Annotated in this window: 7 protein-coding genes and 2 pseudogenes; 8 read left to right on the forward strand and 1 reads right to left on the reverse strand. The window is 71.4% G+C overall.

The genetic code is table 11. From position 1 onward, the window contains the following. Positions 1-240: 240 nt before the first annotated feature. Both AAFF41_RS51870 and AAFF41_RS51875 read left to right on the forward strand, forming a co-directional pair. Positions 241-910: pseudogene (locus AAFF41_RS51870) on the forward strand (transglycosylase family protein); the annotation flags it as partial. 143 nt (positions 911-1053) lie between these two features. Further along, a pseudogene (locus AAFF41_RS51875) lies at positions 1054-1452 on the forward strand (M23 family metallopeptidase); the annotation flags it as partial. Between the two features lie 39 nt (positions 1453-1491). On the opposite strand, the gene AAFF41_RS41710 reads toward AAFF41_RS51875, so the two are convergent. After that, the gene (locus AAFF41_RS41710) at positions 1492-2847 is read right to left on the reverse strand and encodes a DMT family transporter (protein ID WP_343325683.1); all 1356 of its coding nucleotides are present in this window, start codon (positions 2845-2847) and stop codon (positions 1492-1494) included. Between the two features lie 228 nt (positions 2848-3075). Between AAFF41_RS41710 and AAFF41_RS41715 the strand changes: the two genes are divergently transcribed. The 6 genes from AAFF41_RS41715 to AAFF41_RS41740 all read left to right on the forward strand — a co-directional run bounded on the left by AAFF41_RS41715 (position 3076) and on the right by AAFF41_RS41740 (position 12427). Then, a complete protein-coding gene (locus tag AAFF41_RS41715) occupies positions 3076-3819 on the forward strand; it encodes a (2Fe-2S)-binding protein (RefSeq protein ID WP_319749184.1) in 744 nt (247 codons plus the stop codon). 82 nt (positions 3820-3901) lie between these two features. Further along, positions 3902-5053, forward strand: coding sequence for a glycogen synthase (gene glgA, locus AAFF41_RS41720; protein WP_319749183.1), 1152 nt, complete (start codon positions 3902-3904; stop codon positions 5051-5053). Positions 5054-5134: 81 nt separating this feature from the next. After that, positions 5135-6355, forward strand: coding sequence for a glucose-1-phosphate adenylyltransferase (gene glgC, locus AAFF41_RS41725; protein WP_319749182.1), 1221 nt, complete (start codon positions 5135-5137; stop codon positions 6353-6355). Between the two features lie 224 nt (positions 6356-6579). Beyond that, a complete protein-coding gene (locus tag AAFF41_RS41730; RefSeq protein WP_319749181.1) occupies positions 6580-9186 on the forward strand; it encodes a PA14 domain-containing protein in 2607 nt (868 codons plus the stop codon). 261 nt (positions 9187-9447) lie between these two features. Beyond that, positions 9448-10779 (forward strand): wax ester/triacylglycerol synthase family O-acyltransferase, encoded by a 1332-nt coding sequence (locus AAFF41_RS41735; protein WP_319749180.1) that lies wholly within the window; start codon positions 9448-9450, stop codon positions 10777-10779. Positions 10780-10903: 124 nt separating this feature from the next. Next, the gene (locus AAFF41_RS41740; protein ID WP_211179149.1) at positions 10904-12427 is read left to right on the forward strand and encodes an SDR family NAD(P)-dependent oxidoreductase; all 1524 of its coding nucleotides are present in this window, start codon (positions 10904-10906) and stop codon (positions 12425-12427) included.

Genomic DNA, 12427 nt, shown 5'->3' on the forward strand with positions numbered 1-12427 from the left:
CCTGGTATTCGTCGGTATGAGTCGGTATCGCCGCTGCCGGTGATCCTGTCGTTCCCGTTCATCAGTACTCCTCCGGCCATCCTGACGTGTCGGAGACGTGTACGCAGAAGAACGACCCGCTGCCTTCCCGAGGGAGGGAGCGGCGCCCGGGGCGCACAGCACGGCCGATTGCGCTCTTGTCATGGCCTGTTCGCAGCGCTTACTTTTGCCGCTCCTGACGCATGTCGAGGGGGCTCCCACATGGCCGTACGCGGCCGGCACCGCCGGTATCAGCCGAACAGGATCAACCGCGCCTCACTCACCGTCACGGCGGGCGGCGCCGGAATGGCACTCCCGCTGATCGGCACCGGCGTCGCACACGCGGCCAACGCGGACACCTGGAACAAGGTCGCCGCCTGCGAGTCCACCGACAACTGGAGCATCAACACCGGCAACGGCTACTACGGCGGACTGCAGTTCACCCAGTCCACCTGGGAGGCGTACGGGGGGCAGGTCTACGCCCCGCGCGCGGATCAGGCCACCAAGGACCAGCAGATCGCCATCGCCGAGAAGGTGCTCAAGGGCCAGGGACCCGGTGCCTGGCCGGTCTGCTCGGTGCGCGCCGGTCTCACCCGGGGCGGGGACACCCCCGACATCACCCCGGCCGCCGAGCGGACCGGCACCAGGTCCGGTACCTCGCCCCAGACCACCAAGCGCTCCGTGCGCGACGTCCAGCCGCAGACCACACCCCAGTCGCGGGCCGGCACCGCCGAGATGTACACCGTCGTCCACGGCGACACGCTCTCCGGCATCGCGGGATCCCGCCACGTCCAGGGCGGTTGGCAGCGGTTGTACGACGCGAACCGCAGCACCGTCGGCTCCGACCCGGACCTGATCCTCCCGGGCCAGCGGCTGAACCTGCGGGGCAAGGGCCAGACCCCGGCGCACACCGAGAGCCCCTCGTCCGCGTCGAAGAAGCGGAAGACCCCCGACAAGCCGTCCCCGCACAAGACGTCCCCGCACCAGCCGTCCTCGCACAAGACGTCCTCGGACACCGCCAAGAGGACCGACACGCTCGTCGCCCCCGTGCACGCCGCGACCGGCACGCCGTACCGCGCCGCCGGTGCCTCCTGGTCGAAGGGCTATCACACGGGCGTCGACTTCCCGGTGCCCACCGGCACCTCCGTGAAGGCGGTCGCCGCGGGGCAGGTCGTCAGCGCGGGCTGGGGCGGCTCGTTCGGCTACCAAGTGGTGATCCGGCACGCCGACGGCCGCTACACCCAGTACGCCCATCTCTCGGCGATCTCGGTGAAGGACGGGCAGAGCGTGGTGGGCGGCCAGCGCATCGGCCGCTCCGGTTCCACGGGCAACAGCACGGGCCCGCATCTGCACTTCGAGGTGCGGACGGGGCCCGGTTTCGGCACGGACGTCGACCCGGTCGCCTACCTGAGGGCGGGCGGCGTCAGGATGTGACGCGCGTGCGGTGGTGGTGGTCCAGCAGAGGCGTCGCCACTACGTAGGGCCCGCACAGGGGGCCGAATAGGCCGGCACGGGCGGCGCGTCCTCCTCGGACGACTCGGGCGAGTCGGCCGGGTCGGGCGCGCTCTCCGCGGCCCCCACCATCGCCGGAGCCGGTACGAAGACGTCCTCGCCGCGATCCCCGCCGAGTCCGTTCCCGAGCCCGGCTCCGAATCCGTTGGCGAGCCCGGCGTCGAACGCCTCCCCGAGCCCGGCTCCGAGTCCGCTTCCGAGCCCGTTTCCGAGCCCGGCGTCGAGTGCGTTCTCGAGCCCCGCGTCGAATTCTTCTCCGAGCTTGGCGTCGAACGACTCCGCGAGCCCCGCGTCGAACCCCTCCCCGAACCCCGCGCCGAACGCCTCTCGGTGGCCCGTGGTCGGCTCGTGCTCGGGGTCCGGTCCCGTGGACTGCTCGGGCAGCGCCGCGAGCAGCAGCGCCTCCAACGCGGAGTCCGGCGTGGCCGCTTCCGGCGCGGGCTCGGTCTCCGCGGCGGCGGATGCGGCGACCTCCGCGGTGTTCCGGGCACTGCCGATCTGCTCGGTCGTGAGCAGGATCAGACCGCCCGCCGCCACGACCCCGCAGGCCAGCGCCAGCACGGTGCCCGTCTCGCCGTAGCGGAAGGTCTCGCCGAACATCGTGATGCCGACGGCGGCCGCCACGACGGGGTTGACGACCGTCAGCGTGGCCAGCGGCGCCGCGAGACCGCCGCCCCGGTACGAGGCCTGCGACAGCAGCATCCCGGCCGTCGCGAAGACGCCTATGAGGACGAGGCTCGGCAGGTCGGCGAGCGAGACCTGGTGCGACCAGTCCACCGCGACGGTCTTGGTGAACACCGAGGACATGCTGAAGGCTATGCCGGACCCCACCGCGAGCATCACGCTGCGCACGGCCGGGTGCCGGTGCGCGGCGCGGCCCGCCACCATGAAGGCCGCCACCGCGCCGCCCGACACCACGGCCAGCACGGTGATCTGGGTGTCACTCAGGGACTGCGAGTCGGCCGAGCCGACCAGGGCGAGCAGGACCGCGAGGCCCACCGTGGCCATGATCGCGCCACGCCAGGCGGTCGCCCCGGCCTCGCGGCCGACGAAGACGGCCGCCATGGGGAGCGCGAACACGATGGTCAGCGCGCCCAGCGGCTGCACCAGGCTCAGCGGGCCGTAGGCGAGCGCCACCACGTGCAGCACCCCGCCCACGCCGCTCAGGGCGACCGCCGCCCACCAGCCGGGGCGGCGCAACGGCGCGTACGTCTGGTCGGGAGAGGTCAGCGCGACCTGCTCCTGGACGATCGCGCCGCCCGCGTACGCAACGGCGGAGACGAACGAGAGCAGGACGGACAGCGCGAGCGCGCTCATGAGTCCCTCCTCTGCGTGCGGCGGGGACGCTGTGCCCGGCGCGGCGAACGATCGGCCTTCATACCCACTACGATGCCTCGCGCATTCGTTCACGTCGTCGTACCTGAGCAGGCAATGAGTAGTACTGCCGATGGAGTACGACTCGCCCCATGTCCTCCCCTGGGTGGGCGACATGAGGGGGAGACCCTCCGGTGAGAACCCCTAGGGGGCTTGGTACTACTGCTGTTCGTGGAACTCGATCCGGAACTCGCGGCGCTCGGCTCGCTCGGCGGCTTCTTCGTACTACGCACCGGCGTACCGCCGCGTGCCCCGCTGCCGACGCTCGCACAGGCGTACGCGTCTCCCCGAGACGATGATCCCAGAGATGTCTGGTCGGATCCTCTGAATTTTCGGGTCCGGAAAGTCGCGGCGAGTCTGCGGGCGCCCGAGCCCCGGATCGCGGTCTCGGTGGCCCAGCAGGGCCTCGCGGCCCGTCTGTGGTCGGTCTCGCTCGGTGCCGCCGCGCTGTACGGGCAGCTGCCGGACCTCGACCCGGGGCTGCTGCGGTGGGATCCGGACGGCAGCGCTCCGGACGACCTGTGGCTGTCCGAGGTACGCGCCCTGCCGGTGGCGGCGATCGGAGAGGTCGTACGGGACGGCCACCTCGCCCCGCTGGCGGCGGCTCTGCGCACCCGACACCGCATGTCGAAGGGCCTGTTGTGGGGGAACGCGGGCTCGGCGCTCGCGGGTGCCTGGCGCCAGCTGCACCGCTGGGCCGAGGCCAACGGCCGTACGGACGTGGCCGATCGGGCCCGCTTCCTCGCCGCCGACCTGTTCACGCATCCCGACCTGTCCGCGACCGTCGACCCCCGTACCCTGCGTCGCCGCAGCTGCTGCCTCTACTACCGGCTCCCCGGCGGCGGCCTCTGCGGCGACTGCTGCTTCGACCGCCCGCCGGGCCGGACGCGTGGCGGGACTCCGGGCCGCCGCTGAGCATCGCGGTCTTCCCCGAGCGTCCCTTCTGGGTGACCATGAAAGGCACCAGCCGGTATCCGGTACGACGGGGGGGCTCTGCGTGCGAGTGGGACTGCTGACCCGGGAGTACCCGCCGGACGTGTACGGCGGCGCGGGCGTCCATGTCGAGTTCCTCGCCCGGGAGTTGCGGACCCTCACGGACCTGGACGTGCACTGCTGGGGCGAGGGCGCCGCGGGCGGCGTCGTGCGCCACCGGTCGTGGACCTCGCTCGACGGCGCCAACGACGCGCTGCGCACCTTCTCCGTGGACCTCGCCATGGCCGCCGCCCTCGAAGGCCGCGAACTCGTCCACTCGCACACCTGGTACGCCAACCTCGCCGGCCACTTCGGCAAGCTCCTGTACGGCATCCCGCACGTCATGACCGCCCACTCCCTGGAGCCGCTGCGCCCCTGGAAGGCCGAGCAGCTCGGCGGCGGCTACGCCCTGTCCAGCTGGGCCGAGCGCACCGCCGTCGAGGCCGCCGACGCCGTCATCGCCGTCTCCGGCGCCATGCGCGAGGACATCCTCACCTGCTACCCCGCCCTGGACCCGGCCAAGGTGCGTGTCGTACACAACGGCATCGACACCGCCCTCTACCGGCCGGACCACGGCACGGACGTTCTGGAGCGCATCGGCATCGACGCCGCCCGCCCCTACGTGCTGTTCGTCGGCCGCATCACCCGCCAGAAGGGCGTGCCCCACCTGCTGCGCGCGGTACGGGACATCGACCCGGCCGTGCAGGTGGTGCTGTGCGCGGGCGCCCCCGACACCCCCGAGATCGACCGGGAGTTCCGTGACCTCTTCCAGGAACTGAGTGCCGTACGCCAGGGCCTGCACTGGATCCCGCAGATGCTGCCCCGCCCGGACGTCGTCCAACTCCTCACGCACGCGGCCGTCTTCGTCTGTCCCTCGGTGTACGAGCCGCTCGGCATCGTCAACCTGGAGGCGATGGCCTGCGGAACGGCCGTGGTGGCGTCGCGGGTCGGAGGGATACCCGAGGTGGTCGAGGACGGCGTGACGGGTGTCCTGGTGCCGATCGAGGAGAACTTCGAGGCGGGTCTGGCGCTCGCCCTCGACTCCGTGCTCGCCGACCCCCGGGCCGCCCGGCGGATGGGTGAGGCCGGACGGGAGCGCGCGGTGCGGGAGTTCGGATGGGACACGGTGGCCCGGCGGACCGTCCAGCTTTACGAGGAAGTCCTCAAACCGGGGTAACCATCGGACAGGTGCAGTTCAAGCAACGGGGCCGGCCCGGCACAGCGGGAGCGGCTCAACCGGGCTCAGAGGGGCGGCGGCATGCGGCGCGGTGGACCTTCGGTACTGGGAATCGTACTTGCGGGTGGAGAGGGCAAACGGCTCATGCCCCTCACCGCGGACCGCGCGAAACCCGCGGTCACCTTCGGCGGGACGTACCGCCTGGTGGACTTCGTACTCTCCAATCTCGTCAACGCCGACATCCTGCGCATCTGCGTCCTGACGCAGTACAAGTCGCACTCCCTGGACCGCCATGTGACGACGACCTGGCGGATGTCGAGCCTGCTCGGCAACTACGTCACACCGGTCCCGGCACAGCAGCGGCTCGGCCCGCGCTGGTACCTGGGCAGCGCGGACGCGATCCTGCAGTCCCTCAACCTCGTGCACGACGAACGGCCCGACTACATCGCGGTGTTCGGCGCCGACCACGTCTACCGCATGGACCCCCGGCAGATGCTCGCCCAGCACATCGAGGGCGGCGCGGGTGTGACCGTCGCCGGGATACGGGTGCCGCGCGCCGAGTCGTCCTCCTTCGGGGTCATCAGCCCCGGCTCCGACGGGCAGACCGTGGAGGGCTTCCTTGAGAAGCCCGCCGACCCGCCGGGCCTGGCCGACGACCCCGAGTGCGTCTTCGCCTCGATGGGCAACTACATCTTCACCACCAAGGCTCTGGTGGAGGCGCTCCAGAGGGACGCCGAGGACGTGCACTCGGTGCACGACATGGGCGGATCGATTCTGCCCATGCTCACCGACCGCGGCGAGGCGCAGCTCTACGACTTCAGCGACAACCACGTGCCCGGCGAGACCACCCGCGACCAGGGCTACTGGCGTGACGTGGGCACCCTCGACGCCTACTACGACGCCCACATGGACCTGATCGCCGAACGCCCCGCCTTCAATCTCTACAACCGCAGCTGGCCCATCTACACCAGTTCCGGACAGCTCTCCCCGGCGAGATTCAACGCCGGGGGAATCGCGAGCGAGTCGATCGTCAGCGCGGGCTCTCTGATCCGGGGCCAGGTCACGCGGTCCGTGCTCTCGCCGGGTGTCGTGGTCGACCCGGGAGCCGTCGTCCAGGGCTCGATCCTGCACGACAACGTCCACATAGGGCGGGGCGCGGTGGTGCGCGGCGCGGTTCTCGACAAGAACGTCGAGGTGCCGCCGGGCGCGACGATCGGCGTCAACCCGGAGCGGGACGCGGATCTCTACACGGTCTCCAAGGGCGGGGTGATCGCGCTGGGCAAGGGCCGGATCGTGCCGTAGTCGCCGCCCATGACGATGACGGCCCCGGTGCGTCCGTGCCCACCGGGGCCTTTGTCATGTCCCTGGACAGAAAGTGGAACCCCGTGTTGTCATGCCAACTGCCGTTGGTGACAACGTTGTTCCGTCCGAGCAAGAGCCGCGCCACCCGCCCCACACCCATCCCGGGCCCGTCCGGCAACCGTCCTCACCACCGTCCCCCCACCCGTCCTCACAGAGGAGGATCCGTGCGTTTCGGACGACTCAGAGACCGACTCGCGTTACTGCTCGCCGCGGCCCTCGGCGCCGCGGGACTCGCCTCCGTGCCCGCCGCGGCCGACGATCCCGTCGCGGTCCACGGACTGAAGGGCGACTACTACACCCAGTCCGCCCCCGGCGCCTTCGACTTCCACGAACTCAAGGCCACCGGCTTCGACCCGCGACTCGACTTCGACGACCTGGAACCCCGGCTGCGCTTCGCGACGGGCCAGGACAACGATGTCAGTGTCCGCTGGACCGGCAAACTCGTACCGGAGAAGAGCGGAGCCACCACCTTCTCGATCATCGGCGACAACGGTTTCCGCCTCTGGATCGACGGCAGACCCGTCATCGACCACTGGGTGGACGACTGGGATCGCGAACAGACCTCCGAGCCCATCGATCTGACGGCGGGCCACGCCTATGACTTCAAGCTCGAGTACTTCGAGCACTACGGCGGCTCCAACCTCCATCTGCGCTGGACCGAACCCGGCGGCGCCAAGGTGACGATCCCGCAGTCGGCGTTCCTGCTGCCCGACGGCTACGACTACGACGGCGCCCTCGCGACCACCGTCCAGCCGGACGGCCGCACCCTCAGGCTCGACTTCGCACGGGAACTGGCCGCGCCCCCGGCCGCCGTCGTCGACCACCTCCAGGCCGTGATAGGCGGCGCCAAGTGGCCGCTGGGAGCGGCCGCGTTGGACCCCGCCGACCCCAGATCCCTCCTCGTCACGCTCAAGGAACCCGTCGTCGGCGACAAGACCGGCACCGCACGCGGCAACGCCGACCTGCGCTACGACGGCACGGGCGGCCTCGCCGCCGCCGGGGACGGCAAGGCGATCGGCGCCTTCTGGAGCAGCGGCCCCAACCACTCCACGTACGAACTGCGCACGAAGTGGGCCGACGAGGTCGGGCCGGACAACGCCCTGCCGGAGTACCCCCGCCCCCAGCTCACGCGTGACGCCTGGCGCAACCTGAACGGGCGCTGGCAGTTCGCCGCCGCCACCGCGGGGGAGCAACCCCCGGTCGGGAAGACGCTCGGCGAGCACATCCTCGTCCCGTACCCCGTGGAGTCCCAGCTGTCCGGCGTCGAACGCCACGAGGACCGCATGTGGTACCGCCGCACCTTCACCGTCCCGGCCGACTGGCACATCGGCTCGGGCCGACGGCTCCTGCTCAACTTCGGTGCCGTCGACTGGCAGTCCGAGGTGTACGTCAACGGGGTCAGGGTCGCCGAACACCGGGGCGGCTACGACAAGTTCGGCGTCGACGTGACCGACGCGCTGAAGCCCGGCCGCAGCCAGGAACTGATCGTCGGCGTGTACGACCCGACCGACGCCGCGTCCGGCGAGAACCCGCCGCTCGGCAAGCAGCGCCTCGACCCCAGCGGGATCTGGTACACCCCGACCTCCGGCATCTGGCAGACGGTGTGGATGGAGCCGGTCGCCCCGGACCACGTCGACTCGCTCAAGCTCACTCCGGACGTCGACGGCGGCCGGCTCACCGTGGAACCGAAGGGCGTGCGCGACGGGCTGCCGGTCACGGCGACGGCGTACGAGGGAGGGCGGAAGGTCGCCACCGTCACCGGCCGCACCGGACGGCCGCTGACCCTGAAGATCGCCCATCCGCACCTCTGGTCGCCGGACGACCCGTTCCTCTACGACCTCAGGGTGAGCGTCGGGCGCGACCGCGTCGGCAGTTACTTCGGGATGCGCTCGATCTCCGTCGAGAAGGTCGACGGCACCCCGCGCACCGTCCTCAACGGCAAGCCCGTCTTCATGATGGCCACGCTCGACCAGGGGTTCTGGCCCGACGGCCTGTACACGGCGCCGACGGACGAGGCCCTCGCGTACGACCTGCGCATGCACAAGGCGATGGGCTTCAACGCGGTGCGCAAGCACATCAAGGTGGAGCCCGACCGCTGGTTCTACTGGGCGGACCGGCTCGGCCTGCTGGTCTGGCAGGACATGCCCGCCATGACCGCCGGGGTGAACCCGAGCGCCGCGGCCCGCGCCGAGTACGAGCGCGAGATGAAACTGATGATCGACCAGCACATCAGCAGTCCGTCGGTCGTGATGTGGGTGACCTTCAACGAGGGCTGGGGCCAGTACGACGAGGGTCGCATCGCCGACCAGGCCAAGGCCTGGGATCCGACCCGGCTCGTCAACGGCATGTCGGGGCTGAACCTGGGGGCCGACGGCGGCACCGGCGACATCATGGACGAACACGGCTATCCGAGCCCCGCGCTGCCACCGGCTCCCGACGGCGGACGCGCGCTCGTCAGCGGCGAGTACGGGGGCCTGGGGCTCGCCGTCCCCGGGCACGCCTGGTCGGTTCAGCAGTCGTACGTGGACGTGGACCCGTCGGCGTACACCGACGACTACCTCGCCCGCCTCGCCGAGGTACGGGCACTCGCGTGCCGGGGGAGCAACGGCGCCGTCTACACCCAGATCTCGGACGTGGAGGGCGAGCTGAACGGGCTCCTCACCTACGACCGCAAGGTCGTGAAGCCGGACGTGGGGAGGTTGAGAGCGGCGCACGAGGCGCTGATCGCCGACGCGTCCCGGGCGACCCCCACGGGCTGCCCGGCAACCTGACGCCTCCGGTCCTTCGAGGGCGCTCGCGGTCCTTCGGGCGACCCGGCGCTTCCGGTCCTTCGCGTGGCCGCGCGTCGGCGCGCGTGCCGCGTTCGGGACGCCTATCCTGATCCGACCTCACGTGCCCCTTGTGTCCCGCCCCTTTCGCGGGGGCGGGACTTAATCTGCTGTTAACTGAGCGTAGCTTGATCGTACTTGACCGTAATCGCCTGTCGGGGTTTGACTGCTTGCTCACCCTGTCGTCGAAGCGAGAGCAAGCCTTTGACTCCTGATCTCCTCGCACCACTCGACCTGGCGTTCTGGAACATCGAGTCCGCCCAGCACCCGATGCACCTCGGCGCCCTCGGTGTCTTCTCCGCGCACTCGCCGACCGCGGGCGCGCACGCCGCCGAACTGCTCGCGGTCCGCGCCGCCGGGGTGCCCGGGCTGCGCATGCGGATCCGCGACGTCTGGCAGCCCCTCGCCTTCCCGCCCCACTTCGGGAGCGCGGCCCGGGAACCCGCGCCCGACTTCGAGCCCCTCGACCACGTCCGGCTGCACGCGCCGACCGCGGACTTCCCCGCCGCCGCGGGCCGGCTCATGGAACGCCCGCTCCAGCGCGGCCGGCCCCCGTGGGAGGCGCACGTCCTGCCCGGCGAGGACGGCACCTCGTTCGCCGTGTTCTTCAAGTTCCACCACGCGCTGGCCGACGGTCTGCGGGCACTGATGCTCGCCGCCGCCCTGATGGACCCACTGGACCTGCCCGAGCCCCGCCCGCGCCCCGCGGAGCCGCCCCGCGGACTGCTCCCGGACGTCCGCAAACTGCCCGACCTGGTCCGCGGAACCCTCTCCGACCTGGGCCGCGCCCTCGACATCGGCAGCTCCGTCGCCCGCGCCACCCTCGGTGCCCGCTCCTCGCCCGCCCTCACCTCGCAGCCCACCGGCACCCGCCGGATCGCGGGCGTCGTCCTAGACCTGGACGATGTGCACCGCGTCCGCAAGACCGTCGGCGGCACCGTCAACGACGTCCTGATCGCCGTCGTCGCCGGCGCCCTGCGCAACTGGCTCGACGAACGCGGTGACAGCAGCGCGGGAGTCGCGCCCCGCGCCCTGATCCCCGTCTCCAGGCGCCGCCCGCGCACCGCGCACCCGCAGGGCAACCGGCTCTCCGGTTACCTGATACGGCTTCCCGTCGACGACCCGGACCCGCTCGGCCGACTCCGTTCGGTGCGTACGGCGATGGACGCCAACAAGGACGCGGGTCCCAACCGGGGAGCGGGCGCCGTCGCGCTGCTCGCCGACCATGTGCCGCCGCTCGGCCACCGCCTCGGTGGTCCCGTCGTCGGCCAGGCGGCCCGGCTGCTCTTCGACATCCTGGTCACCAGCGTGCCGCTGCCCAGCCTCGGTCTGAAGCTCGGCGGCTGCCCGCTCACCGAGGTCTATCCGCTCGCCCCGCTGGCCCGCGGCCAGGCGCTGGCGGTGGCCGTGTCGACGTACCGCGGACGGGTCCACTACGGGCTCGTCGCCGACGCACAGGCCGTGCCGGACCTGCACCGGCTGGCTCGCGCGCTGACCGAGGAGGTGGAGACGCTGATCATCGCCTGCGGCCCCTGAAACGGCCCGCGGGGACCGGTGATCATCTCGGGTTTGGCGCCTTGCCCCCTTGCTCCGTAAAATTCCGCCTTCGAAAGCGAGCGCGGTTCGAGCGCGGCGCGAGACCCGAGGAACGGCACACGCGATGACGGTGACAGAGGACGGCCAGGCGGCTCTCGCCGTGGACACGGCTGAGGACGACCGGGCGGCTTCCGCCGTGGACGGGGAGGCGGTCTCCTACGGGCCGGGCATCGACCCGGAGCGGCTGGCCGTCTGCCTCAGCGTGCTCGACGAGCTCGACAAGATCGAGGTCGACCACCCGGACGCCATCGCCGTGCGCCGCGCCACCGCGGGCGTCTACCGCACGGTCAAGCAGCGCCGCCGCCAGGAGCGCAGGGCCGCCAAGACCGCCCACGACAAGGCCGTCACCGAGTCCACCGCGACCGGTTCCGCTCAGCGCATCGACGACGAGACCGAGGGCATCCTGCCCTCCTCCGTCACCGACGCCGGCGAGATCGCGGGGATACTCCAGCGCCCGCGCTCCTGCTACATCTGCAAGAAGCGGTACGTCGAGGTCGACTACTTCTACCACCAGCTCTGCCAGGACTGCGCCGCGGAGAACCGCGCCCGCCGCGACGCCCGCGCCGACCTCACCGGCAAGCGCGCGCTGCTCACCGGCGGCCGCGCCAAGATCGGCATGTACATCGCGCTGCGGCTGCTGCGCGACGGCGCGCACACCACCATCACCACGCGCTTCCCGAACGACGCGATCCGGCGCTTCAAGGCCATGCCCGACAGCGACGAGTGGATCGGCCGACTGAAGATCGTCGGCATCGACCTGCGCGACCCGGCGCAGGTCGTGGCCCTGGCCGACTCGGTCGCCGCCGAGGGCCCGCTGGACATCCTGATCAACAACGCGGCCCAGACCGTTCGCCGTTCCCCGGGCGCCTACAGCGAGCTCCTCGCCGCCGAGTCCGGCCCGCTGCCCGCCGGTGAGCTGCCGCCCGCCGAGGTCATCGGCACCTTCGGCTCCGGCGCGGTCGCCGCGCTCCCGGTCGCCGGGGGTGGCGCGCTGACCGCGCAGGACGTCACGGACCTGGCCCTGGTGTCCGGCTCGGCCTCCCTGGAGAGGATCGCGGCCGGTACGGCCATCGACGCGGGCGGCCTCGTGCCCGACCTGCACGACACCAACAGCTGGATCCAGTCGGTCGAGGAGGTCACGCCGGTCGAGCTCCTCGAGGTGCAGCTCTGCAACTCGACGGCCCCCTTCATCCTGATCAGCCGGCTGCGCGCGGCGATGGCGGCCTCCGGGGCCGACCGCACGTACATCGTGAACGTCTCCGCCATGGAGGGCGTCTTCAACCGCGGCTACAAGGGCGCGGGCCACCCGCACACCAACATGGCCAAGGCCGCCCTGAACATGCTCACGCGCACCAGCGCCCAGGAGATGTTCGAGAAGGACCGCATCCTGATGACCGCCGTCGACACCGGCTGGATCACCGACGAGCGCCCGCACCCCGACAAGATGCGTCTCGCCGACGCGGGCTTCCACGCCCCGCTCGACCTGATCGACGGCGCGGCCCGGGTGTACGACCCGATCGTGCGCGGTGAGCAGGGCGAGGACCTGTACGGCGTCTTCATGAAGGACTACGCGCCCGGCAAGTGGTGA

This window comes from Streptomyces mirabilis, assembly GCF_039503195.1.
In the GTDB taxonomy this organism is placed as follows: Bacteria; Actinomycetota; Actinomycetes; order Streptomycetales; family Streptomycetaceae; genus Streptomyces; species Streptomyces mirabilis_D.

What these genes read in the sequence shown, in the direction of transcription:
- AAFF41_RS41710 (WP_343325683.1), bottom strand. Translation starts at nt 2,847, where the DNA reads ATGAGCGCGCTCGCGCTGTCCGTCCTGCTCTCGTTCGTCTCCGCCGTT.
- glgC (WP_319749182.1), top strand. Translation starts at nt 5,135, where the DNA reads ATGCGGCGCGGTGGACCTTCGGTACTGGGAATCGTACTTGCGGGTGGA.
- AAFF41_RS41740 (WP_211179149.1), top strand. Translation starts at nt 10,904, where the DNA reads ATGACGGTGACAGAGGACGGCCAGGCGGCTCTCGCCGTGGACACGGCT.